Source organism: Mycobacterium sp. 852002-53434_SCH5985345 (assembly GCF_001667155.1).
Lineage (GTDB): Bacteria > Actinomycetota > Actinomycetes > Mycobacteriales > Mycobacteriaceae > Mycobacterium.
In genome coordinates this window covers 90,761-114,914 of record NZ_LZIE01000074.1, presented here as the reverse complement: position 1 = coordinate 114,914, position 24,154 = coordinate 90,761, and the positions used below count along the sequence as shown (strand labels likewise).

At 65.4% G+C, this 24,154-nt stretch carries 27 protein-coding genes; 17 read left to right on the top strand and 10 right to left on the bottom strand.

From position 1 onward, the window contains the following. A complete protein-coding gene (locus A5756_RS18090; protein ID WP_066955301.1) occupies positions 1–906 on the top strand; it encodes an SDR family oxidoreductase in 906 nt (301 codons plus the stop codon). Between the two features lie 5 nt (positions 907–911). On the opposite strand, the gene A5756_RS18085 is transcribed toward A5756_RS18090, so the two are convergent. From A5756_RS18085 to A5756_RS18065, 5 genes are all read right to left on the bottom strand, one after another. After that, on the bottom strand, positions 912–1,475 hold the full coding sequence (locus A5756_RS18085; RefSeq protein ID WP_082959142.1) for a pyridoxamine 5'-phosphate oxidase family protein: 564 nt from the start codon (positions 1,473–1,475) through the stop codon (positions 912–914). A 49-nt stretch (positions 1,476–1,524) separates the two neighbouring features. After that, a complete protein-coding gene (locus A5756_RS18080) occupies positions 1,525–2,715 on the bottom strand; it encodes a cytochrome P450 (RefSeq protein WP_066955299.1) in 1,191 nt (396 codons plus the stop codon). A 114-nt stretch (positions 2,716–2,829) separates the two neighbouring features. Next, positions 2,830–3,282 (bottom strand): nitroreductase family deazaflavin-dependent oxidoreductase, encoded by a 453-nt coding sequence (locus A5756_RS18075; protein WP_066955296.1) that lies wholly within the window; start codon positions 3,280–3,282, stop codon positions 2,830–2,832. 7 nt (positions 3,283–3,289) lie between these two features. Continuing rightward, entirely contained in the window at positions 3,290–3,676 is a 387-nt protein-coding gene (locus A5756_RS18070; RefSeq protein ID WP_066955294.1) for a hypothetical protein, read from the bottom strand. A gap of 6 nt (positions 3,677–3,682) precedes the next feature. After that, positions 3,683–4,846, bottom strand: coding sequence for a steroid 3-ketoacyl-CoA thiolase (locus A5756_RS18065; protein ID WP_066955291.1), 1,164 nt, complete (start codon positions 4,844–4,846; stop codon positions 3,683–3,685). Positions 4,847–4,968: 122 nt separating this feature from the next. On the opposite strand from A5756_RS18065, the gene A5756_RS18060 reads away from it, so the two are divergent. The 7 genes from A5756_RS18060 to A5756_RS18030 all read left to right on the top strand — a co-directional run bounded on the left by A5756_RS18060 (position 4,969) and on the right by A5756_RS18030 (position 11,868). Beyond that, entirely contained in the window at positions 4,969–6,210 is a 1,242-nt protein-coding gene (locus A5756_RS18060) for a cytochrome P450 (protein ID WP_066955288.1), read from the top strand. A gap of 7 nt (positions 6,211–6,217) precedes the next feature. Then, the gene (locus A5756_RS18055) at positions 6,218–7,231 is read left to right on the top strand and encodes an acyl-CoA dehydrogenase family protein (protein WP_066955285.1); all 1,014 of its coding nucleotides are present in this window, start codon (positions 6,218–6,220) and stop codon (positions 7,229–7,231) included. Continuing rightward, positions 7,222–8,385, top strand: a complete 1,164-nt coding sequence (gene fadE29 / locus A5756_RS18050) for an acyl-CoA dehydrogenase FadE29 (RefSeq protein ID WP_066955282.1) — start codon at positions 7,222–7,224, stop codon at positions 8,383–8,385. The genes A5756_RS18055 and fadE29 overlap by 10 nt, the downstream gene beginning before the upstream one ends. Then, complete coding sequence (locus A5756_RS18045; RefSeq protein WP_066955279.1) at positions 8,382–9,335, top strand: bifunctional MaoC family dehydratase N-terminal/OB-fold nucleic acid binding domain-containing protein; 954 nt, start codon at positions 8,382–8,384, stop codon at positions 9,333–9,335. The genes fadE29 and A5756_RS18045 overlap by 4 nt, the downstream gene beginning before the upstream one ends. Next, positions 9,332–9,733, top strand: a complete 402-nt coding sequence (locus tag A5756_RS18040) for a MaoC family dehydratase (protein WP_066955276.1) — start codon at positions 9,332–9,334, stop codon at positions 9,731–9,733. The genes A5756_RS18045 and A5756_RS18040 overlap by 4 nt, the downstream gene beginning before the upstream one ends. Next, positions 9,733–10,902: a lipid-transfer protein gene (locus A5756_RS18035; RefSeq protein ID WP_066955274.1), complete on the top strand. Its 1,170-nt coding sequence runs from the start codon at positions 9,733–9,735 to the stop codon at positions 10,900–10,902. Before A5756_RS18040 ends, A5756_RS18035 begins: the two co-directional genes overlap by 1 nt. Positions 10,903–11,028: 126 nt before the next feature. Then, a complete protein-coding gene (locus tag A5756_RS18030; protein ID WP_066955271.1) occupies positions 11,029–11,868 on the top strand; it encodes a DUF559 domain-containing protein in 840 nt (279 codons plus the stop codon). Positions 11,869–11,928: 60 nt separating this feature from the next. Here A5756_RS18030 and A5756_RS18025 read toward each other — a convergent pair whose 3' ends face one another. Further along, positions 11,929–12,789, bottom strand: coding sequence for a MaoC/PaaZ C-terminal domain-containing protein (locus tag A5756_RS18025; protein ID WP_066955268.1), 861 nt, complete (start codon positions 12,787–12,789; stop codon positions 11,929–11,931). A 1-nt stretch (position 12,790) separates the two neighbouring features. Continuing rightward, entirely contained in the window at positions 12,791–14,473 is a 1,683-nt protein-coding gene (gene kstD / locus A5756_RS18020) for a 3-oxosteroid 1-dehydrogenase (RefSeq protein WP_066955970.1), read from the bottom strand. A 72-nt stretch (positions 14,474–14,545) separates the two neighbouring features. On the opposite strand from kstD, the gene A5756_RS18015 reads away from it, so the two are divergent. From A5756_RS18015 to A5756_RS17985, 7 genes are all read left to right on the top strand, one after another. Beyond that, entirely contained in the window at positions 14,546–15,331 is a 786-nt protein-coding gene (locus A5756_RS18015; protein ID WP_066955265.1) for a 2-keto-4-pentenoate hydratase, read from the top strand. 52 nt (positions 15,332–15,383) lie between these two features. Beyond that, positions 15,384–16,316, top strand: a complete 933-nt coding sequence (locus tag A5756_RS18010; protein ID WP_066955262.1) for an acetaldehyde dehydrogenase (acetylating) — start codon at positions 15,384–15,386, stop codon at positions 16,314–16,316. Then, a complete protein-coding gene (gene dmpG / locus A5756_RS18005; protein WP_066955259.1) occupies positions 16,313–17,371 on the top strand; it encodes a 4-hydroxy-2-oxovalerate aldolase in 1,059 nt (352 codons plus the stop codon). The genes A5756_RS18010 and dmpG overlap by 4 nt, the downstream gene beginning before the upstream one ends. 65 nt (positions 17,372–17,436) lie before the next feature. Then, positions 17,437–17,748 (top strand): hypothetical protein, encoded by a 312-nt coding sequence (locus A5756_RS18000; protein WP_066955255.1) that lies wholly within the window; start codon positions 17,437–17,439, stop codon positions 17,746–17,748. 87 nt (positions 17,749–17,835) lie between these two features. After that, positions 17,836–18,975 carry a hypothetical protein gene (locus A5756_RS17995; protein ID WP_066955253.1) on the top strand — a complete coding sequence of 380 codons (1,140 nt, stop codon included), beginning with the start codon at positions 17,836–17,838 and terminating at the stop codon, positions 18,973–18,975. A gap of 2 nt (positions 18,976–18,977) precedes the next feature. Next, positions 18,978–19,760 (top strand): SDR family oxidoreductase, encoded by a 783-nt coding sequence (locus A5756_RS17990; RefSeq protein ID WP_066955249.1) that lies wholly within the window; start codon positions 18,978–18,980, stop codon positions 19,758–19,760. After that, on the top strand, positions 19,760–20,905 hold the full coding sequence (locus A5756_RS17985) for a sulfotransferase (RefSeq protein ID WP_066955246.1): 1,146 nt from the start codon (positions 19,760–19,762) through the stop codon (positions 20,903–20,905). Before A5756_RS17990 ends, A5756_RS17985 begins: the two co-directional genes overlap by 1 nt. A 1-nt stretch (position 20,906) precedes the next feature. On the opposite strand, the gene A5756_RS17980 is transcribed toward A5756_RS17985, so the two are convergent. Continuing rightward, on the bottom strand, positions 20,907–21,197 hold the full coding sequence (locus A5756_RS17980) for a hypothetical protein (RefSeq protein ID WP_231989240.1): 291 nt from the start codon (positions 21,195–21,197) through the stop codon (positions 20,907–20,909). Positions 21,198–21,303: 106 nt separating this feature from the next. Between A5756_RS17980 and A5756_RS17975 the strand changes: the two genes are divergently transcribed. Then, positions 21,304–21,876, top strand: coding sequence for a TetR/AcrR family transcriptional regulator (locus A5756_RS17975; protein WP_066955243.1), 573 nt, complete (start codon positions 21,304–21,306; stop codon positions 21,874–21,876). Position 21,877: 1 nt separating this feature from the next. Here A5756_RS17975 and A5756_RS17970 read toward each other — a convergent pair whose 3' ends face one another. After that, complete coding sequence (locus tag A5756_RS17970; protein ID WP_066955240.1) at positions 21,878–22,330, bottom strand: hypothetical protein; 453 nt, start codon at positions 22,328–22,330, stop codon at positions 21,878–21,880. A 5-nt stretch (positions 22,331–22,335) separates the two neighbouring features. After that, on the bottom strand, positions 22,336–23,493 hold the full coding sequence (locus A5756_RS17965; RefSeq protein ID WP_066955237.1) for a Rieske 2Fe-2S domain-containing protein: 1,158 nt from the start codon (positions 23,491–23,493) through the stop codon (positions 22,336–22,338). A 126-nt stretch (positions 23,494–23,619) separates the two neighbouring features. On the opposite strand from A5756_RS17965, the gene A5756_RS17960 reads away from it, so the two are divergent. Then, positions 23,620–24,144 (top strand): gamma carbonic anhydrase family protein, encoded by a 525-nt coding sequence (locus A5756_RS17960; RefSeq protein ID WP_066955234.1) that lies wholly within the window; start codon positions 23,620–23,622, stop codon positions 24,142–24,144. The last annotated feature ends 10 nt before the right edge of the window (positions 24,145–24,154 follow it).

Genomic DNA, 24,154 nt, shown 5'->3' with positions numbered 1-24,154 from the left:
ATGGGAGTGGTTGACGGCCGCGTTGTCATCGTCACCGGAGCCGGCGGCGGCATCGGTCGCGCGCATGCGCTGGCCTTCGCGGCCGAAGGCGCCCGCGTGGTGGTCAACGACATCGGCGTGGGCCTCGACGGTTCACCGGCCGGCGGCGGCAGCGCCGCACAGGGCGTGGTCGACGAAATCACCGCGGCCGGTGGGGAAGCCGTCGCTAACGGATCCAACATCGCCGACTGGAACGAAGCCGCGGGCCTGATCCAGACCGCCGTCGACACCTTCGGTGGGCTGGACGTTCTGGTGAACAACGCCGGCATCGTGCGTGACCGGATGATGGCCAACACCAGCGAGGAAGAGTTCGACGCCGTCATCGCCGTCCATCTCAAAGGTCACTTCGCCACGATGCGGCACGCGGCCTCGTACTGGCGCGGGCTGTCCAAAGAGGGCAAAACCGTCAACGCGCGGATCGTCAACACCAGTTCGGGTGCCGGCCTGCAGGGCAGCGTCGGACAGGGTAACTACAGCGCCGCCAAGGCCGGCATCGCGGCACTTACGCTGGTTGGCGCCGCCGAAATGGGCCGCTACGGCGTCACCGTCAACGCCATCGCACCGTCGGCCCGCACCCGCATGACCGAGACCGTCTTCGCCGAGATGATGGCAACGCAGGACCAGGATTTCGACGCGATGGCACCGGAGAACATCTCACCGCTGGTGGTGTGGCTGGGCAGCACCGAATCCCGCGACGTCACGGGGAAGGTGTTCGAGGTCGAGGGCGGCAAGATCCGGATCGCCGAGGGTTGGGCGCACGGACCGCAAATCGACAAGGGCGCGAAGTGGGACCCCGCGGAACTGGGACCCGTCGTCGCCGATCTGCTCGCCAAGGCGCGCCCGGCGGCCCCTGTCTACGGCGCCTAACTCAGCTATTGGGCAACCGGGTCCGGAGCGCTCCAGGCGACCGAAGACGATCCCCAGTGGGTCAGTTCGGTTGCTTCTTCATTCGCATACAGATGACGCGGCGGCGTGGCGAACGTCGCGTAGGGGCGACAACGGATCACCACTCTGCCTTCGCGCTCGGCCATTTCCTTGACGAAGGGCCGTGCTTCGGCGCCTGGCTGCTGTCCGGACATGCGCCAGCCCACGGCCATCATGACGTCGACGATCAAGTCGTTGTCACGTTCGATCACCGCGTCGGCGTAGACCTGCAAGAACGAGAACGGCCAGCGCTCGTCCAGCACACACATGCTGACTTTCGGGTCCCGCGCCACGGCATTCGTCTTCGCACGTCCGGCCATGGTGGACACCAGCAATTGGTCGTCATCGGTCGGGACGTAATAGACGACCGACATGGCCGGCCCGTCCCGGCGGCGGCGGTAGCCGAACACACACGTTCGGTGTGTGCGGACGAATTCGCGGCGCTCCGAGGGGAGCATGTCGCGCTCGGCCGGTGGGAGGAAAGGCTCGGCGGCCGGCGGTAGGAGTCTCATTGGATTCCTCTCAGATCCGTTTGTACGTCGGCAATCCCGAATGAGATCGCTAAGCGGCAATCAGCTTGAGTGGCAGGGATTGGTGCCGGCGAATGATGTTGTTGATAGCCCATTTCGGTGGGCCGGTGACCTCGATGCGGTCGACGCGGTCGACGAGCGCGCACAGCATGGCGGCCGTCTCCAAGCGCGCCAGACCTTGGCCGGCGCAGGCGTGTGCACCCTGGCCGAAGCCGATCTGACGGCTGGCGTCGCGGCGAATGTCGAAGACGTCGGGTTGCTCCCACTCGTTTTCGTCTCGGTTGGCCGAGGCGTACATCACGAGCACCCGAGCGCCGAATGGCATTGTCGTGCCGAGGAGTTCAGTCGGTCGAGCTACCCAACGCGCGAATGCGCGCAAAGGTGGCTCGTACCGGACGACTTCATTGATCGCGTTCGTCATGAGGGCCGGCTCCGTTTTGAGGAGCCGCCATTGCTCGGGATGGTTGGCGAACAAATACAACGCGTTGGAGATGGCACTCATGGTGGTGTCTATCGACGGCGCGAGGTAGTCGACCATCAGCGGCGGGCATTCGCGGTGCGACAGCTTGCCTTCGTCGGCGGCAATCAGCAGCTCGTGTGCCATGCTGCCGTCCAGAACAGCGCGCTGGCGAACCACGCGACGCGCGAAGCTCAGCATTTGCAACGCTCGAGGCGTCGATTTGATCGCTTGCCAGTTCAGCGGACCGAGGACGTCGAAAGTGGCCCCACCCCATTCGATGAGGCGACCGCGATGGTTGCGCGGCCACCCGATGAGGTCGGGCACTACCGCGAGCGGCAGGGCGGCCGCGAGATCGCTGACGCCATCGACCTCACCCTTAGCGAGCGCGGCATCCACGACCGCGGCGGCGGTTGCGTCCACGCTCTCGCTGATCCCTCGCAACACGCGCGGTAACAGCCGGTGCGCCACCAGTTTTCGTCGCTGATCGTGTTCATCCCCGTCGCTGTTGAGCGTCGTGCCGCGGGATAAGCGATTGGTGATCGGGTTGAGTGAAACGCCCCTGCCGGAGAGAAATGTCTTGTCATCACGCAACGCTGCCTTGCACTCGGCGTAGCGAGGAAGCGCGTACGCCTTCTGCTTGCCCAGCCAGACCACCGGGCCGAGGTCGCGCAGCCGCTGGTAGTGCGGATAAGGATCGATGATGGCGTCGGTGGAGTAGATGTCGGGGTGGTATACCGGGACACCCGCCGGGGTGCGACGCATCGAATCTCCTCACAGCGCGTTGCCCGTCGGGGTGCGGCAACGGCACTTTCTGACGAAATCGTCACACACGGCGAGATCCTCAGTCAAGTCTTGGCTGAGGAAATCGTCAATACCTTAGGGGTCGCAGATGACGATCGGGATGACCCGATCCGTCCAGGACCGGTAGTCGTCGAACGACGGGTACATGGCGTCCAGCTTCGGCCAGTACTCCGCGCGCTCGGCCTCGGTGGCATCGCGGGCCTGCAGTTGCAGCACCTCGTCCTTGATCTGCACGGAGACTTTGGGATTGGCCTTGAGGTTGAGGTACCACAGCGGGTGCCTGTCGCTGCCGCCCTTTGACGCGACGAGTACTACCCGGTTCCCTTCGCGCAGGTAGAGCAGCGGGCTCACCCGGGGTTCACCCGTTTTGCGGCCGGTCGTGGTGAGCAGTGCGACTGGAGCGTTCTGGAAGGTGCCGCCGAATCTTCCGTTGCTGCGCCGGTAGATCCACGTGTTGCCTTTGGCCATGTACTTGATGATCAAGCCAACCCAAGGCGAATTCAGTGAGCTTGGTTTCGGTTTCGGCATCGCATTCCTAGCGCTGGATGAACGGATGAAAGCGGACGCTGATGTGCTGGATTTCGGCTCTGCCGCTCGGGGTTTCGGCGGGAATCACGAACGTCTCGTCGACCCGTGCGGCCAGCCGCCGAGCGCCGAACGCCGCCTTGGTCAGCACGGCGTAGACCGCGTGCACCCGGTCGCCGTCGATCTTGTACTCGGGCGGCGTCGTTTCCTTGAGCAATCGGTACTGAGCCCCGCGATTGAGGCTGCGGCGCAAGTGGTTTCCGGAGAATCCGTTCTTGACACCCTGCTCGATGCGGGTGCAGCCGGCGGCGAACGGAACGGAGTCGCCGTTATGGCTGACGAGCGCGTCGATGTAGGACTGCGCCGCGGCGATGCGGCTGGATTCCGAGACGATCAAGACGGGCTAGATGCGCTCGATAATGGTGCCGGTCGACAGGGCACCGCCCGCGCACATGGTGATCAGCGCGGTGCTCTGGTCGGTGCGCTCCAGCTCGTGCAGCGCGGTGGTGATCAGCCGGCTGCCGGTGCTGCCCACCGGGTGGCCCAGCGCGATGGCACCGCCGTTGACGTTCACCTTGTCCATGTCCGGATTGTGCACCCGGGCCCAGGACAGCACGACCGACGCGAATGCCTCGTTGATTTCGGTGATGTCGATGTCGCCCATCTTCATGCCGGCCTTCTCCAGCACCTTGGCCGTCGACTGCACCGGGCCGTCCAGGTGGTAGTAGGGCTCGGCGCCGACCAGCGCCTGGCTGATGATGCGGGCCCGCGGCCGCAATCCGAGCGCCTTGGCCTTGTCCTCGTCCATCCACAGCACGGCCGCGGCCCCGTCGGAAATCTGCGACGAGGTTCCCGCCGTGTGGATCCCACCCTCGATGACCGGCTTGAGCGAGCTCAGACCCGAGAGGGTGGTGTCGCGCAGGCCCTGGTCGCGGGAGATGGTGACGCGCTCAGACGTCGGTTGCTTGTTCTCGTCGAGCGCCGGCGCCTCGATCGGGGAGATCTCGCGGTCGAAGCGGCCCTCCTCCCACGCCTGCTTGGCCTTGGCCTGCGACTGGTAGCCGAATTTGTCGATGTCTTCTCGGGTGATGCCACGCCGCTTGGCAATCCGCTCGGCCGCGGTGAACTGGTCGGGCAGGTCGATGTCCCACGACGCGGGCCGCAGGATGCTGCGGTCGGGACCGGCGTTGGCGCCCAGCCCGACGCGGCTCATCGCCTCGATGCCGCAGGCGATGCCGATGTCGATGGCACCAGCCGCGATCAGACCCGCGACCAGGCCGTTGGCCTGCTGCCCGCTGCCGCACTGGCAGTCCACGGTCATGGCGCCAACGTGGTCCGGCAGCCCGGCGACGAGCCAGCTGACCCGGCTGATGTTGTTCGACTGCTCGCCGAACTGCGTCACGCAGCCGCCGATGACCTGTTCGACGTCGCCGGCGTCGATGCCGGCCTTTTCAACCAGTGCCTTCTGCACCGCACCAAGCAGCTCGGTGGCGTGCAGGCCCGACAGCCATCCGTTGCGTTTGCCGATGGGGCTGCGGGTGGCTTCGACGATTACCGGGTTACCCATTCCGTCAGGCTAGAACACGTTTCATTAGTCTGACAAGCGAGGATGGTGACCTGCCTTTTATCTGCGCAGGAGCCGTGTTTTACTGGCACTAGAACACGTTGCAATTGAGGAGCGCACACATCATGGCACCCCCCAACATTCCCGCCGACTTCGACTTTCTCGACCCTGACGTCAACCTCGCAGGGTTGCCCGTTGAGGAACTCGCCTGGCTGCGCAAGGCGGAGCCGATCCACTGGGTCGACATTCCGGGCGGCTCGGGTGGCTTCGAGGACGACGGATACTGGCTCGTCACCAAGCACGCCGACGTCAAGGAGGTGTCGAAGCGCAGCGACATCTTCTCGAGCTGGATGAACGGCGCTATCCCGACGTGGCCGCCGGAGATGAAGCGCGAGCAGGTCGAGCTGCAGCGCAGCGTCATGCTCAACATGGACGCACCCCACCACACCCGGCTGCGCAAGATCATCTCCCGCGGTTTCACTCCGCGGGCCATCGGACGGCTGGAAGCCGAGCTGGCCCAGCGCGCCCAGAACATCGCCAAGACCGCGGCGACCGAGGGTAGCGGCGACTTCGTCGAGCAGGTCTCGTGCGAGCTGCCGCTGCAAGCCATCGCGGGCCTACTCGGCGTTCCGCAGGAGGATCGCGACAAGCTCTTCCGCTGGTCCAACGAGATGACCGGTGGCACCGACCCCGAGTACGCCCACGTCGATCCCGCGCAGTCGTCCATGGAGCTGATCACGTACGCGATGGCCATGGCCGAGGAGCGGGGCAAGAACCCCACCGACGACATCGTCACCACGCTCATCCAGGCCGACATCGACGGCGAGAAGCTCTCCGACGACGAGTTCGGCTTCTTCGTGGTCATGCTCGCGGTGGCGGGCAACGAGACCACCCGGAACTCGATCACCCACGGCATGATCGCCATGGCGAACAACCTCGATCAATGGGAGCTCTTCAAGAAGGAGCGCCCATCGACCACCGCCGACGAGATCATCCGGTGGGCCACTCCGGTATCGGCCTTCCAGCGCACCGCCAACGAGGACACCGAGTTGGCCGGCGTGCAGATCAAGAAGGGTCAGCGGGTGGTGATGTCTTACCGGTCGGCCAATTTCGATGAAGAGGTCTTTGACGACCCGCACACCTTCAACATCCTGCGCGACCCGAATCCCCATGTCGGCTTCGGCGGCACCGGCGCCCACTACTGCATCGGCGCGAACCTGGCCCGTATGACCATCAACCTGATCTTCAACGCGGTCGCCGATCACATGCCGGACCTCAAGCCGATCGGTGAGCCCGAGCGACTGCGGTCGGGTTGGCTCAACGGGATCAAGCACTGGCAGGTCGACTACACCGGCTCCACACGGTGACGTCCTGATGGACTTCAATCTCACTGCGACGCAACAGGCCGTCGCCGATGTGGTGACGTCCGTTCTGGACCGGGATCTCAGCTGGGACGCGCTGGTCAGCGGAGGTGTGCCCGCACTGCCGGTTCCCGAGCGTCTGGGCGGCGACGGTGTCGGCTTGCCCGAGGTCGCCACGGTGCTGACCGAGGTGGGTCGCCACGGCGCTATCACGCCGGCGCTGGTCACGCTCGGTTTCGGCGTGGTGCCGCTGCTCGACCTGGCGTCCGATGAACAGCAGGACCGGTTCCTGGCCGGGGTCCCGAAGGGCGGCCTTCTGACGGCCGCGCTCAACGAGCCGGGCACCGCGCTGCCCGACCGGCCGTCAACCACGTTCGCCAACGGGCGGCTGTCGGGCACCAAGGTCGGCGTTGGCTATGCCGGACAAGCGGATTGGATGATCGTCACCGCGGACAGCGCGGTCGTCGTCGTATCGCCGACGGCCGACGGTGTGCAGCTTATCCAGACCCCGACATCCAGCGACGCCGATGAGTACACGGTGACGTTCGCTGACGTCGCGGTCGGTGACTCCGACGTGCTGGCGGGCGCGACGGCGCCCCGGGTCAACCAGTTGGCGCTGGCGGCAATCGGCGCCTACGCCGACGGATTGGTGGCCGGGGCGCTGCGCCTCACCGCCGACTACGTCGCCAATCGCAAGCAGTTCGGCAAGCCGCTGTCGACGTTCCAGACGGTGGCCGCCCAGCTCGCCGAGGTCTACATCGCCTCGCGCACAATCGATTTAGCGGCGAAGTCGGTCGTGTGGCGACTCTCCGAAGGACGGGATGCGGACGACGACCTCGATGTCCTGGGGTACTGGGTCACCTCGCAGGCGCCCCCGGTGATGCAGCTCTGCCACCACCTGCACGGCGGCATGGGAATGGACATCACCTATCCGATGCATCGGTACTACTCCACAATCAAAGACCTGACCCGGCTGCTGGGCGGGCCTTCTCATCGTCTCGACCTGGTGGGAGCGCAATGTTCATAGACCTGACTCCGGAGCAGCGTCAGCTGCAAGCGGAACTACGGGAATACTTTTCGAACCTCATCTCCTCCGACGAGATGAAGGCGATGGAGCAGGACCGTCACAACGAGGCCTATCGTGCGGTGATCCGGCGGATGGGCCGGGACGGCAAGCTTGGGGTGGGATGGCCAAAGGAGTTCGGCGGCTTGGGTTTCGGCCCGATCGAACAGTCGATCTTCGTCAACGAGGCGCACCGAGCCGATGTGCCGCTGCCCGCGGTGACGTTGCAGACGGTGGGTCCCGTCCTACAGCAGTTCGGTAGCGATGCGCAGAAGAAGAAGTTCCTGCCGGCGATCCTGGCCGGTGAGGTGCACTTCGCGATCGGCTACACCGAGCCCGAGGCGGGAACCGACCTGGCCTCCCTGCGGACCACCGCCGTGCGTCAGGGTGACGAGTACATCGTCAACGGGCAGAAGATCTTCACCACCGGCGCCCACGACGCGGACTACATCTGGCTGGCGTGCCGCACAGATCCGGAAGCCGTGAAGCACAAAGGCATTTCGATCCTGATCGTGGACACCAAGGATCCCGGTTATTCCTGGACGCCGATCATCCTGTCCGACGGCGCCCACCACACCAACGCCACGTACTACAACGACGTGCGCGTGCCAGCGGACATGCTGGTCGGCGAGGAGAACGGCGGCTGGCGGCTGATCACCACCCAGCTCAACAACGAACGGGTCATGCTGGGCCCCGCGGGCCGTACGGCCGGCATCTACGACCGGGTGCACGCCTGGGCGTCCAAGCCCGGCGCTGACGGGGTCACGCCGATCGACCACGCCGACGTCAAGCGGGCGCTCGGTGAGATCCACGCGATGTGGCGAATCAACGAGCTGCTGAACTGGCAGGTGGCCGCCGCGGGCGAGGACATCAACGTAGCCGACGCCGCTTCGACGAAAGTCTTTGGTACGGAGCGTATTCAATACATCGGTCGGCTCGCCGAGGAGATCGTCGGCAAGTACGGCAACCCGGCCGAGCCGGAGACCGCCGAGCTGCTCAACTGGCTGGACTCGCAGACCAAGCGGAACCTGGTGATCACCTTCGGTGGAGGCGTGAACGAAGTGATGCGGGAAATGATCGCGGCCGCCGGCCTCAAGGTGCCGAGGGTGCCCAGGTGACCGACATCCAGGAAGCGATCGCGGAGATCAAGGCGGCCGGGGGCCCGAAGCCGCGCGCCGGCCGCGATCCGGTGAACCAGCCGATGATCAACAACTGGGTGGAGGCCATCGGGGACGGCAACCCGATCTACGTCGACGAGGCCGCCGCCCGCGCCGTCGGACACCCGGGAATTGTGGCCCCGCCGGCCATGATTCAGGTGTGGACCATGTTCGGCCTGAGCGGGGAACGGCCGAAGGACGACCCGATGGGCCCCATCATGCAGTTGTTCGACGAAGCCGGCTACATCGGCGTCGTCGCCACGAACTGCGAGCAGACCTATCACCGTTACCTGCAACCCGGCGAGCACGTCAGCATCACCTCGGAGATGGGCGACGTAGTCGGGCCCAAGCAGACCGGTTTGGGTGAGGGTTATTTCATCAACCAGCACATCATCTGGCGGGTCGGGGACGAGGATGTCGCCGAGATGAACTGGCGCATCCTGAAATTCAGGCCGCGCGAGGCCGCTGAGCAGGCTTCGTCGGTGCCCGACGACCTCGACCCTGATGCCATGATGCGCCCCTCGTCGTCGCGCGACACGGTGTTCTTCTGGGAGGGCGTCAAGGCGCACGAGCTGCGGATCCAGCGGCGGCCGGACGGCAGCCTGCAGCATCCGCCGGTGCCCGCCGTGTGGCAGGACAAGGCCGCCCCGATCGACTACGTGGTGGCCAGCGGTAAGGGCACGGTCTTCAGTTTCGTTGTGCACCACGCACCGAAGGTGCCCGGGCGCACGCTGCCTTTCGTGATCGCGCTGGTCGAACTCGAGGAGGGCGTGCGGATGCTCGGCGAGCTGCGCGGGGCGGACCCGGGCTCGGTGGCGATCGGGATGCCGGTGCGCGCAACCTATATCGACTTCCCGGCGGGCGACACCGGCCCCGAGTGGACCCTGTACGCATGGGAGCCAGACGCATGAGCGCCCCGGCCATCGCAGTGGGCACCGTACTGCCGGAGCTGAAGCTGCACGGTGATCCCACGTTCATCATCTCGACGGCCCTGGCCACGCGGGACTTTCAGGACGTACACCACGACCGCGATCTGGCGCAGGCCAAGGGGTCGAAGGACATCTTCGTGAACATCCTGACCGACACCGGGCTGGTGCAGCGCTACGTCACCGACTGGGCGGGTCCGTCGGCGCTGATCAAGTCCATCGGGCTGCGGCTCGGGGTGCCGTGGTACGCCTACGACACGGTGACCTTCTCCGGTGAGGTGACCGCCGTGGACGACGGCCTGATCACGGTTAAGGTGTTCGGGCGCAACAGCCTTGGTGACCACGTCATCGCGACCGTGACCCTGCGGATGGGGGACTCCTGATGTTGTCGGGCAAAGCCGCGATCGTCGGCATCGGCGCCACCGACTTCTCGAAGGATTCCGGTCGCAGCGAGCTGCGGTTGGCGGCCGAGGCGGTGCTGGATGCGTTAGGCGACGCGGGTCTTTCGCCGTCCGATGTTGATGGGCTGACCACCTTCACGATGGACACCAACAACGAGACTGCGGTCGCGCGGGCGGTGGGCATCGGTGATCTGAAGTTCTTCTCGCAGATCGGATATGGCGGCGGCGCCGCCTGCGCGACCGTCCAGCAGGCGGCGATGGCCGTCGCCACCGGAGTGGCGGACGTCGTGGTGGCGTATCGGGCGTTCAACGAGCGCTCGGGCATGCGGTTCGGCCAGGTGCAGACTCGGCTCGTGGGAGATGCCCGTGCACGGGCAGATTCGACCGCTGCGGACAACTCGTTCTCCTACCCGCATGGCCTCTCGACGCCGGCCGCGCAGGTCGCCATGATCGCCCAGCGCTACATGCACCTGTCCGGCGCGAACAGCCGCGACTTCGGCGCCATCTCGGTGGCCGACCGTAAGCACGCCGCCAAGAATCCAAAGGCGTACTTCTACGAAAAGCCGATCACCATTGAGGACCACCAGAATTCGCGGTGGATCGCCGAGCCGCTGCGGCTGCTGGACTGCTGCCAGGAGACCGACGGCGCGGTCGCGATCGTGGTGGCTTCGCCCGAGCGCGCGCGGGACCTCAAGCAGCGGCCGGCCGTCATCGAGGCGGCATCGCAGGGCTCGAGTCCGGACCAGTACACGATGGTCAGCTACTACCGACCGGAACTGGGCCTACCCGAGATGGGTGTGGTGGGCCAGCAGCTTTGGCAGCAATCCGGCCTGAAGCCGTCCGACATTCAGACCGCCATCTTGTACGACCACTTCACGCCCTTCACGCTGATCCAGTTGGAAGAGTTGGGATTCTGCGGCAAGGGCGAGGCCAAGGACTTCATCGCCGACGGCGCGATTGAAATTGGTGGCCGGCTTCCCATCAACACGCATGGCGGTCAGCTCGGTGAGGCCTACATCCACGGCATGAACGGTATCGCCGAGGGTGTGCGGCAATTGCGCGGCACCTCGGTGAACCCGGTACCCGACGTCGAACACGTCCTCGTCACCGCGGGAACCGGCGTCCCCACGTCGGGCCTGATCCTGGGCTAGGGCTTCGCCCTTCGTTTCCTTCCCGCCGAGTGTGAAGTTGGCTTCACGCTCGCGGCCGAGTGTGAAACTAACTTCACGCTCGACGACTGAAGTGACGCCCCGCGTGACTCGTGCGACGCTGCCGTCGTGGGTGAGCCTTTCCTTGGCAGTGAGGCCGTTGCTCGAGGAGCATTGACCCGAGGTCAGCTAAGCACTGGCTATACCCGGCTCTTCCGAGATGTGTACGTCAGTCGGGATTCAGACGTTACCGCCGCGCTACGCGCGAGGGCCGGATGGTTGTGGACTGGGCGACAGGGCGTGGTCGCCGGGTTCTCCGCGGCGGCACTGCACGGGAGCAAATGGGTCGATGGGGCGACGGTCGTGGATCTCATTCACGACAACCGCCACCGTCAGGCTGGGATCAGAGCTCATGGAGACCGTATCGACGAAGACGAAATTGTCGTCTTAGGGGGGATCGCGGTGACTTCGGCGGCCAGGACGGCTCTGGACCTCGGTTGTTGGTATTCGACCACGGCGGCGGTTGCCGGCATCGACGCGTTGGCTCGCGCAACGCGAATCAAAACGGCCGATGTCGAGCTGCTCGCGGACCGGTACTCGGGCCGTCGAGGCATCGTACAGGCAAGGGAGGCAATAGCTCTCTTCGACAGTGGGGCGCAGTCTCCGAAGGAGTCTTGGCTGCGCGTTGTGCTAGTCCAGGCCGGATTACCGCCACCTGTGACGCAGATCCCGGTCACAGATGACTTCGGGGACCTGGTGGCTTATCTCGACATGGGCTGGGAGGAAATAAAAGTTGCGGTCGAGTATGACGGTGAGCAACACCGCAGCGATCGTCGGCAATACACCTGGGACGTCCGGCGACTGGAAACGCTCGAGCGGCTTGGGTGGATCGTCATCCGGGTGCTGGCAGGGGACCGGCCAGCCGAAATTATCCGCCGAGTGCGCGCGGCTCGTGCCCGTCGAGTGTGAACGTAGTTTCACGCTCGAAGCCGAACGTGCAACTAACTTCACGTTCGGTGGAAAAGAAACTTACGCCGGCACCAGCTCTACGCCGCTCAAAACCACGGCGTTGTCGCGGGCAGGGGCGACGACGCTGGCCAGCAGCCGCCCGTCCTCCTTCCAGATGCCGACATTGAGCGTCTCGCCGGGGAACGCCACACCGGCGAAGCGTGCGCCGTAGGCGGCCACAGCGCCGGCGTCGCCGTCCAGCAGCGTGTCGACGATGGCCTTGCACGTCATGCCGTACGTGCACAGGCCGTGCAGGATCGGCTGCGAAAAGCCAGCTGCCGCAGCGAATTCCGGGTCGGAGTGCAGCGGGTTACGGTCCCCGCAGAGCCGGTACAGCAGCGCTTGCTGCGGCAGGATCGGCACCGCCACCTCGACATCGGGCGCCCGGTCCGGCGCCGCGTCCGACGTGGACGGCCCGCGCTCGCCGCCGAATCCGCCTTCGCCACGGGCGAAAATGGACCGCCGCTGGGTCCACAGCAGCGTGCCGTCGGGCGCGCTGACCGTCGTCTCACTCCAGATCACCGCGGCCTTGCCCTTGTCCCAGATGTCCGTGAACCGGGTGACGGCGCGAGCAGATCCCGAGGGCGGCAGCGGCCCGGGCACCTCCACCCGCTCGCTGGCGTGCAGCACCTTGCCCAGCTCGATGTCGATGCCGGGGAATTGCACGGTCTGCGGCTTGGTCATGTGAAAGGACGCCGCCACGTTGCCGAACGTCGGCAGGACCTGCGGTGTGTCGTCAACGAGATAGCGCAGTTCGCGCGGGTCCATCGGATCCTTACCGGCCCCCAACGCCAAGTGGTAGAGCTGCACATCGCTGCTTGTCCAAGCGAATTCGATGGGGTCCAGCTCGGCGGCCAGCGCGACGTCTACATCGATAGGCATATCAGTTTTCCCCCGCGATGTGCAGTGCGGCCAAGTAACCGAAGGTCATCGCCGGGCCAATCGTGCCGCCCGGACCCGGGTAGGTGTGACCCATCACCGGGGCACTGACATTGCCGGCGGCGTACAGGCCTTCGATGATCGAACCGTCGTCGCGCAGCGCACGGCCGTGGACGTCGGTGCGGACGCCGCCCTTCGTGCCCAGATCTCCTGGCACCATCTTGGCGGCGTAGTACGGCGCGTGGGTGAGCTCGCCGAGGTTGGGGTTGGGCTTGTTGGTCGGGTCGCCGTAGTAGCGGTCGTACGCGCTCTCGCCGCGGTGGTAATCCTCGTCGACACCAGACCGGGCGAAGCCGTTGAAGCGCTGCACGGTAGCCAGAAACTCGGCCGCCGGAAGGCCTGCCTTTTGGGCGAGCTCCTCGAGCGTGTCCGCCTGGATGATGACCCCGGACTCTAGCCACTTGCGGGGAATGCGTTGTCCCGGCTGCAATCCCGCGAAGATATAGCGGTCGCGGTATTGCTGGTCGAACACCAGCCACGCCGGAATGTTCTCGCCCGGCCCCGACCCCTGGCCGAATTCGCCACCGTACATGTGGTGGCAGGCCTCGACGTAGGGCATCGACTCGTTCATGAACCGCTTGCCCGACATGTTCACGATGATCGATCCCGGCGAATTGCGTTCCGACAACGCGAACCACGGTGCGCCCACCAGCGGGACCGTCGGGCCCCACCAGGCGTCTTCCATCAGTTCCAGTGCGGCACCCAGCTTTTCGGCGGCCACAATGCCGTCGCCGGTATTGGCCTTGGCGCCCACGGTCCACTCCGTGGTGATCGGTGCGCGCTGGTACTTCACCCGCATCTGTTCGTTGTGCTCGAAGCCGCCGGAGGCGAGGATCACGGCACGTCGGGCCCGGATGAGGCGCGGCTCCGATGATTCGGATGCGCCACTATCGCGGACGTAGACCCCGCGCACCACGCCGTCCTCGACGTACAGGTCGGTCAGCGCGGTGTTGAGCAACACCGGGACGCCCGCCCGCTGGAGCCCGATCCGCAGCGGGCCGATCAACGCCCGGCCCATGCCGACGAGGTTCTTACCGGTCGCCTTCGCCCACATGGTGCGGGCGCCGACCTTCAGGCTGCGCAGCACGCCCCGGGGGTGTCGCTTGAGCTGGTTCAGCCGCACGTAGTCCTGTTGCATCACAACCACGTTGAGCGGCACCTTGCCGTATGCCGGCTCCAGCCCGGCCTCGTCGGGTCCGAGCTTGCGGGCGTCGAACGGCTTCGGCTCGATCGAGCGGCCTTCCGCGCGACCGCCCGGCGCCTCCGGGTAATAGTCGGAGTAGCGCGGAACCCAGCACATCTTCAGCGGCGTGTGCTTCAGCACGAACGACAGCATCTCGGGTCCGCGGTCGAGGTAGGTGTCGATGCGCTCCGGCTCGACGACGTTGCCGACGATCCCGTGCAGGTAGGTCCGGGCCGCCTCGGGATTGTCGCGGACGCCGTCGCGCTTGAGCACCTCGTTGTTGGGGATCCACACGCCACCACCAGAGCGGGCGGTGGAGCCGCCAAAGTGCGCAGCCTTCTCGATGACTACTGTGGATAGGCCCCGGTGAGCGGCGGTAAGGGCAGCCACCATGCCGGCTCCGCCGCTTCCGACCACGACGACGTCGAGCTCCTGTGCTGTCATGTAGAACACGTTATAGAATTGCCCAGGCCGGGCGCTACTGGGCCGGTCACACGGACGAGGGGACTTCTGCAGATGCTCAGTGTTGCGATGCGAGACGAGCTTGCTGCCGACTTGGCGCAGGCTGAGCGGAGCCGCGAGCCGATCGCGCCGCTGACTGCCGCCTACCCCGACATCGACGTCGTCGACGCCTACGAAATCCAGCTGATCAACATCCGTCAGCGGGTCGCCGAGGGAGCCCGGGTGCTGGGCCACAAGGTGGGCCTGTCGTCGAAGGCGATCCAGCAGATGATGGGGGTCGACGAGCCGGACTACGGGCATTTGCTGGACGAGATGGAATTGTCCGAGGACACGCCGGTCAAGGCGAACCGCTACCTGTGGCCGAGGGTCGAGGTCGAGGTCGGTTTCATCCTGAACGCCGACCTGCCGGGAGCCAGCTGCACCGAGGATGACGTGCTGGCGGCCACCGAGGCGCTGGTCCCCTCGATCGAGTTGATCGATACCAGGATCACCGACTGGAAGATCGAGTTGTGCGACACCATCGCCGACAACGCCTCGTCCGCGGGCTTCGTTCTCGGCAAGGCGCGCGTCTCGCCGCGCGACGTCGACTTGAAGGGCATCGACGCCGTGTTGCGCTGCAACGGCGAGGTGGTCGCGGAGGGCCGCACCGACGCGGTGCTGGGCAACCCGGTCACCGCGGTGGCTTGGCTGGCCCGCAAGGTGGAGGGCTTCGGCGTGCGGCTGCGCAAAGGCGACCTGGTGCTTCCCGGATCGTGCACGCGAGCGATCGACGCGCACGCCGGCGACCAGTTTGTGGCCGACTTCACGGGCCTGGGTTCCGTTCAGTTGTCGTTCGAATAGTCTCGAATTAAATCGTCGGACTTAAATATCGAGAGCTTCGCAAAGGAGCGTCATGCCGACTAAGGCGAATGTGGCCATTGTCGGGTCGGGAAACATCAGCACCGACCTGCTCTACAAACTGCTGCGGTCGGACTGGCTGGAGCCGCGCTGGATGGTGGGCATCGACCCGGAAAGCGAAGGCCTGGCGCGGGCCCGCAAGCTGGGCCTGGAGACCACGCACGAAGGGGTGGACTGGCTGCTTGCCCAGTCCGAGAAGCCCGACCTGGTGTTCGAGGCGACCAGCGCCTACGTGCACCGGGAGGCGGCGCCGAAGTATGAGGCCGCGGGAATCCGGGCGATCGACCTGACGCCGGCCGCGGTGGGCCCCGCGGTCATCCCGCCGGCCAACCTCCGCCAACATCTGGATGCTCCGAACGTCAACATGATCACCTGCGGGGGACAGGCGACCATTCCGATCGTGTACGCGGTCAGTCGCGCGTTGGTCGACCACGGCGGCGTGCCGTACGCCGAGATCGTGGCGTCGGTGGCGTCGGTCTCCGCGGGGCCGGGCACCCGGGCCAACATCGACGAGTTCACCAAGACCACCAGCAAGGGTGTGGAGACGATCGGCGGAGCCAAGCGCGGCAAGGCGATCATCATCCTCAATCCCGCCGACCCGCCGATGATCATGCGCGACACCATCTTCTGCGCCATCCCCGAAGGCGCCGACCGGGACGCGATCGCCAAATCCATCCACGATGTCGTGGCCGAGGTGCAGACCTACGTGCCAGGGTATCGGCTGCTCAACGAGCCGCAGTTCGACGAGCCGTCGATGAACTCCGGTGGCCAGGCGGTCGTCACGACGTTCGTCGAGGTCGAGGGCGCCGGCGATTACCTGCCCCCGTATGCGGGCAACCTGGACATCATGACCGCCGCGGCCACCAAGGTCGGCGAGGAGATCGCCAAGGAGTCCCTATCCGCAACGGCGCCGGGAGCGCAGGCATGAGTACCGACATTTTCTTCAACCCGATCTGGGACGTGCGGTTGACCGACACGTCGCTGCGCGACGGCTCCCACCACAAGCGCCACCAATTCACCAAAGAAGAGGTGGGGGCCATCGTGGCGGCCCTGGACACCGCGGGTGTGCCGGTCATCGAGGTCACCCACGGCGACGGGCTGGGCGGGTCGAGCTTCAATTACGGGTTCTCCAAGACGCCCGAGCAGGAGCTGATCAAGCTGGCTGCCGAGACGGCCAAGGAAGCCAAGATCGCCTTTTTGATGCTGCCCGGCGTGGGCACGAAGGAGGACATCAAGGAAGCCCAGAACAACGGCGGCTCGATCTGCCGGATCGCCACCCACTGCACCGAGGCCGACGTGTCGATTCAGCACTTCGGCCTGGCCCGCGAGCTGGGGCTGGAAACCGTCGGGTTCCTGATGATGAGCCACACGATCCCGCCGGAGAAGCTGGCCGCCCAGGCCCGCATCATGGCCGACGCCGGCTGCCAGTGCGTCTACGTGGTCGACTCGGCCGGGGCGCTGGTTCTCGAGGGGGTGCGCGACCGCGTCGCGGCGCTGGTCGCCGAACTCGGTGACGACGCCCAGGTCGGCTTCCACGGCCACGAGAACCTCGGGCTCGGCGTGGCGAACTCGGTTGAGGCCGTGCGGGCCGGCGCCAAGCAGATCGACGGCTCGTGCCGCCGGTTCGGCGCCGGCGCGGGCAACGCGCCCGTCGAGGCGCTCATTGGGGTGTTCGACAAGATCGGCGTCAAGACCGGGATCGACTTCTTCGACATCGCCGACGCCGCCGAAGAGGTGGTCGCCCCGGCCATGCCCGCCGAGTGCCTGCTGGACCGCAACGCGCTGATCATGGGCTACTCCGGGGTGTACTCGAGCTTCCTCAAGCACGCCATCCGCCAGTCCGAGCGCTATGGCGTGCCCGCCCACCAGCTGCTGCACCGTGCGGGCCAGCGCAAGCTCATTGGCGGCCAGGAAGACCAACTCATCGACATCGCGCTGGAAATCAAGCGCGAACAAGAGAGCGGTGCCGCGACCTCGCGCTGACAGTTTCTCCCTGAGCGACGGCAACGCACAGGCTACGCAAAGCTGCCGCGAGTACGCTGGCGCGCATGAGCACATCCAACACAGTCGGCGCTCGCCGCCGTGGGCTGTACGGCCTGCTCGCCGGGGGGCTGATGACCGCTACCGCCGCCGCGGTGATCGCCGTGCCACTGGCGGGCACAGTCAACGCGGCTCCCCAGTGCAATCAGACCGTCGGTAATTCCATCGACTCGTACCTGAAGCAGCATCCCCAGCTCCATCAGCAGTTGCAGGCCAAGTCTGAGGCGGAGGGCGGCAACGGCAACGTCATGGACTACCTGAATCGGCATCCCGACGTGCGGCAGCATCTGATCGACCTGTCGCAGCAGTGCGCACCCTAGCGAGTCGGCCTCGTCTTTGAACGTGCGGCCGACGCGCGGGAACGTTCGCCATTGACGAAAAAGTAGAACACGTTCTAGCGTCTAGGCGTGTCCGAAGATTCTTTTTCACGCCCGCTCACCGCCGCGATCGCCGAAGCCGAGAAACTGGTCGTCGATGCGCCCTTCATCGAGACCGAGGCAGACCTGCTCGAAGGGCTGCAGTACCTGGCGGGCTGCGTCTCGGCCTGCGTACACCTGGCCTTCGACTACGACCGGGACCACCCGTTCCTGCAGTCGGGCACCGGCCCGTTCACCAAGATGGGTCTGGACAATCCCGACACCCTCTACTTCGGGACCCGGGTGCGCGCCAATCATGACTACGTCGTCACGGGCCGGCGCGGCACTACGACTGACCTGAGCTTCCAGCTGCTCGGTGGTGAATACACCGACGACAACGTGCCGGCCAGCCAGGCTGCATTCGACGACCGCGAGCTCGAGATCGCGGCCGACGGCAGCTTCGAGTGGCGGGTGCGGCCCACCAGCAATGGGCAGCTGGTCATCCGCGAGGTCTACGGCGACTGGTCGGCACAGCGCGGGACGCTGGCCATTTCCCGGCTGGACACCGCGGGCACCGCCCCGCCGCCGCTGACCCGCGAAACCATCGAAAAGCGTTATGTCACAGCCGGAAAGCAGCTCGTCAACCGGGTGAAGACCTGGCTGCAATTTCCGCAGTGGTTTTATCTCGACCTTCCGGTCAACACGATGGTCGCGCCCCGGCTGACGCCGGGCGGCTTGGCGACGCAGTATTCGTCGGTGGGCCACTACGACCTGCGGCCCGATCAGGCCCTGGTGATCACCATCCCGGTCTCCGACGCGCCCTATCTCGGCTTCCAGCTGGGCAGCCTGTGGTACATCTCGCTGGACTACATCAACCATCAGACGTCGCTGAACAACACTCAGGCGCAAGCGGATCCGGATGGAAAGGTGCGCATCGTCGTGTCCGACCAGAACCCGGGCGTGACCAACTGGGTGGAGACGCTGAACCATCGGCGGGGCTTTTTGCAGTTCCGTTGGCAGCGGGTGTCCCGTCAGCTCACCGAGGCCGACGGCCCGACCGTGGAATTGGTCGACTTCGACGCCGTACCGGCCACGTTGCCGTACTTCGAGCACAACAAGATCTCCGACGACGAATGGCGCGCGCGAATAGCGCTGCGTCAACAACAAATTGCGGCCAGGATGCTGGGGTGACGATGTCAGGATTGCTCAAGGACAAGGTCGTCGTCATCAGTGGCGTCGGACCGGGGCTCGGTACCACCCTGGCGAACCGGTGTTCCCAGGACGGCGCAGACCTGGTGTTGGCGGCGCGGACCGTGGAGCGGCTGGAAAGCGTCGCCAAGCAGATCAATGACACCGGGAACAAGGCGTTGGCGGTGCGTGCCGACATCACCGACGACGACGAGGTCAACTATCTCGTCGAGACCACTATGGCGACCTACGGTAAGGTCGACGTGCTGATCAACAACGCGTTCCGGGTGCCGTCCATGAAGCCGTTGGCCGGCACCAGCTTTCAGCACATCCGTGACGCGATCGAGCTCAGCGCGCTCGGCGCGTTGCGGCTCATCCAAGCTTTCACGCCCGCGCTGGAGTCCTCACACGGATCGATCGTCAACGTCAACTCCATGGTGCTACGGCACTCCCAAGCCAAATACGGCGCCTACAAGATGGCCAAGTCGGCGCTGCTGTCCATGTCGCAATCCCTGGCCACCGAGCTGGGTGAAAAGGGGATCCGCGTCAATTCCGTTGCCCCCGGCTATATCTGGGGTGAAACATTGCAGGCTTATTTCGAGCACCAGGCCGGCAAGTACGGCACCACGGCGGACCAGATCTACGCGGCCACCGCGGCGAACTCCGACCTGAAGCGCCTGCCGACCGAAGACGAAGTCGCCTCGGCGATCCTTTTCCTGGCCAGCGATCTGTCCAGCGGCATCACCGGGCAGACCCTGGACGTCAACTGCGGGGAGTACCACAACTGATGACCGATCGCACCGATATCGGCACCGTCGACGAACTGCACGCGTCGGCCACCAAGCTGACCGGCCTCGACGACTTCGGCGCCGACGACGACAACTATCTCGAAGCGCTGGAGGTCCTGCTGGACTCCTACCGGCGCGAAGCCGGCCTAACCGTGTTGGGCAGCAAGATGAATCGGTTCTTCTTACGCGGCGCGCTGGTGGCCAGGTTGCTTTCCGAGGCTTCGTGGAAGCAGTATCCGCAGCACGCCGACGTGGTGATCGAACGCCCGATCTTCGTCACCGGCCTGGTGCGCACCGGCACCACCGCGCTGCACCGCCTGCTCGGCGCCGACCCCGCTCATCAGGGCCTGCACATGTGGCTGGCCGAATTCCCACAGCCGCGTCCACCGCGCGAAACCTGGGATTCGCACCCGCTTTACCGCCAACTCGACGCGCAATTCAACCAGCACCATCGCGACAACCCCGGCTACACCGGCCTGCATTTCATGGCCGCATACGAACTGGAGGAGTGCTGGCAGCTGCTTCGGCAATCGCTGCATTCGGTTTCCTACGAGACGTTGGCGCACGTGCCCACCTACGCGCAGTGGCTGTCAGAGCAGGACTGGACGCCGTCCTACCAGCGGCACCGCAAGAACCTCCAGCTGATCGGACTGAACGACGCCGAAAAGCGTTGGGTGCTGAAAAATCCCAGCCATCTGTTTGCGTTGGACGCCTTGATGGCGACCTATCCCGACGCGCTGGTGATTCAGACGCATCGGCCGGTCGAGACGATCATGGCTTCGATGTGCTCGCTTGCCCAGCACACCGCGGAGGGATGGTCGACATCGTTCGACGGAGCTCAAATCGGGGCTGACGCAATGGATACCTGGTCGCGTGGACTGGAGCGCTTCAACACCGCCCGCGCCAAGTACTCGCCGGCACAGTTCTATGACGTTGACTACAAGGAACTGATCGCCGATCCGATCGGCACGGTGGCCGACATCTACCGGCACTTCGGTTTGTCGCTGACCGAGGAGGCGCGGGCGGCGATGGAAAAGGCGCACGCGGACAGCCAGTCCGGCGAGCGGGCGCCGAAACACCGCTACTCGCTGGCCGATTACGGGCTGACCGTCGAAACCGTCAAGGAGCGGTTCGCCGGGCTGTAGATCAGTCGCCGATCATGCGCGGCCCTAACCACACACCGTCTGCAGGCCCGATGGCGCCGGCCCGCTCGCGCGCCGAGGCAAGGTCCGGCGATGCCGCGAACTGTCTTGCGGCACCGACATTGTCCATATCCATGACCACTATGACGGTGCTGGAGTCGTCGGCGTCGATGTAGGTTCCCGTCACCACGAGGCCATGGCGGCGCCGAATTGCGTCGAGTTTCGGATCGCGAAACACAGCGTTCCATCGGTCGACGCTGGCGACTCGCTGTTTGACAAGCATGATTCCGGCCATGGCAGCCTCCGCTCTCTCCGTTATGTCTACACACGTAGACATAACGCCCAGCCTAGCGGTGCCGCGGCAGTTATGTCTACAGTTGTAGACCGAGGGAAGGAGTGACATGAACACCGTGACGCCCCGGCGCCGCGACGCGGGCGCTACCCGCAACCGCCTGCTCGAAGCCGCTCGCGAGCTCTTTCTGGCCAGGGGATATAGCGCCATCGGTCTACGCGAGGTGGCGGCGAAGGCCGGTGTGGACGTCACTTTGGTTCGCCGCTATTTCGGTTCTAAGGAGCGCCTTTTCGCGGAAGCAACGGACGTTTCGGAGAATGTAGAGGAGATCCTGGGCGCCTCCGACGAGGCGCTGGCGGAGCTGTTGATTGCCCGCGTCCTGCACGCCCGCCGCGACGTCGATGCGCCGTTGTTTGCGCTCTTGCGGTCCAGCGGCGACCCCTCGGTGGTGGCGCGCCTCAATGCCCAGCTCGACAAGGGCCTTACGCGCAACCTGGCGAAGCGGATAACCGCGGATCGGCCCCGGATTCGCGCGGACATGGTCACGGCCCTGCTGTTGGGCATTGGCGTGCAGCGCGTCCTATTGGAGAAGAACCCGATGGCCAGCGCTCGCGACGGCGACATCGCAACGGTATTCCTCGAGGCGTTCGAGGCGATCACCAAACTGCGCCAAGGGCAGTGATTCAGTCAGCGTCCGGATCGGCCGGCTCGCCTAGATAGCCCTCCGCGACGGCGTGCTCGATGCTGTCGCTCAGTTTGGGGCACGACCGGGTGCGTGCGGTATCGCCACCGGAACTACGCACCTCGGCGAAGTGCGCGCAGCGCTGCCAGGCTTCGGTGTTCCATTGAACGGCGGTGTGGCCCGGGCCCAGCCTTCGGACGGTGACCGTGACGTGACAGAACCGGCAGTCCACCGGAAGCAGCCCCGAACTGAGGTAGCGTTCTCGGTCGGCGCGGCTGGCCTCGGCGACGGCGGCGGCGCGCTGCGGATCGTTGGCGAAATCCCTTGACTTCGACCAAGATCCGCCATTGCTTTCGGAACTGACCGGTCGCTCGTCGTGATCGTGGTGATCGCCGTGCAGCAACAACATCGACCGAGCGAGCCGATCGACGTCAGGAACCTGATCACCGGGCATATCGGTCAGTGTTGCTCCGCAGGAACGTCTTCGGTCTCTTTGGTCTTCAGGTTCTCTTCGACCTCGGCGTTCCAGTACTCGTTGGCGCGCGTGGTGTCCACCTCGATCTCGAAGCGTTCCACCATCTCCGGCTGGATGTCGGCAACGTCGACATAGAACTGCTGATACCAGCGACGCAGCTGATAAACCGCGCCGTCCTCCTCGACCAGCAGCGGGTTGTCGATGCGGGTCTTGTGCTTCCAGATTTCGACGTCCTGAAGGAAGCCCTTGCTGACGCCTTCGGTGAACACTCGCGACAGCTTCTCGGTCATCTTTTCGTCCATGCCCTTGGGCTTTTCGACGATGACGCCCCACTGCAGCACGAACGAGTTCTGGGTCACCGGGTAGTGGCAGTTGATCAGGATCGACTCGGCCTTGTATCCGCCGTAGCTGTTGTGCAGCCAGTTGATCATGAAGGACGGCCCGAAATAGGACGCCTCCGAGTCAAGGTGCGCCTCACCGTACGAGGTGCCCAGGTCGTTGACGTCCGGCCGCCCCACGTTGTGCAGATACTGCGACGCGATATGGCCCTCGAAAACGTTCTTGAAGTACGTCGGCAAACCGAAGTGGATGTAGAAGAAGTGCGCCATGTCGGTGACGTTGTCGATGATGTCGCGGCAGTTCGAGCCCTCGATAAGGATCCGGTTCCACCGCCATTCGGTCCACTCGTCGCTGGCTGCTTCCGGAATGTCGGGAATCCGCACCGCGGGGTCCGGCGGGTTCTGCTCGTGGTCGTGCCAGACGAACAGCAGGCCGCCGCGCACATCGGTCGTCCACGAGCGGGTGCGCGCCGTCTTGGGTGTGCGCTTGGCGTACGGCACCAGTTTGCAGCGCCCATCACCGCCCCAGCGCCAGTCGTGGAACGGGCAGGCCACCTCGTCGCCCTTGATGGTGCCCTCCGAGAGGTCGCCACCCATGTGCCGGCAGTAACCGTCCAGCACCTTCAGGTCCCCACTTGAGTCGGCGAACACCACGAGCTTGGTACCGAACGCCTCGACGGAGTGCGGCTTACCGTCCTGGAAATCCTTCGCGACGCCCAGGCAATGCCAGCCCCGGGCGTACCTCGTCGGCAACGCGCCGGGATCGATTTCCCGGATGCCGACCGCTTTGGTGTCGGTACTCACCAGTCACCTCCAACTCACGACCCCTCTAACTAGAACACGTTACAGTTTTGCGGCGGTGGCGCGCAACGATGGCGAATCTGGCTGAGCTTTCCCGCGGCGTGTGCGCGCTCGGGGTATATCTAGACGATGCCGCTGTTTGCTTTCGAGGGGCGGGCGCCGCGGGTGGATCCCACCGCGTTCGTGGCCCCGACCGCCACCCTGATCGGCGACGTTGTCGTCGAGGCCGGCGCCTCGGTGTGGTTCAACACCGTTCTGCGCGGCGATTACGGGCCCATCGTGGTGCGGGAGGGCGCGAACGTGCAGGACGGGTCCGTGCTGCACGCTCCGCCGGGCATCCCGGTCGACATCGGCCCCGGCGCCACGGTGGCGCACATGTGCTGCATTCATGGGGTACACGTCGGATCCGAGGCCTTGATCGCCAACCACGCCACCGTTCTCGACGGTGCGGTGATCGGCGCACGCAGCCTGATCGCGGCCCACTCGCTGGTGACGGCCGGCACCCAGATTCCGGCCGGCATGCTGGCGGTCGGTGCACCGGCGCAGATCAAGGGCCCGGTCGCCGGGACGGGCGCCGAGATGTGGGTCAAGGTGAATCCGCAGGCCTATCGCGAGCTGGCTCAGCGGCACCTGGCCGGGCTCGAGCCGCTCTAGACCTTCCCGG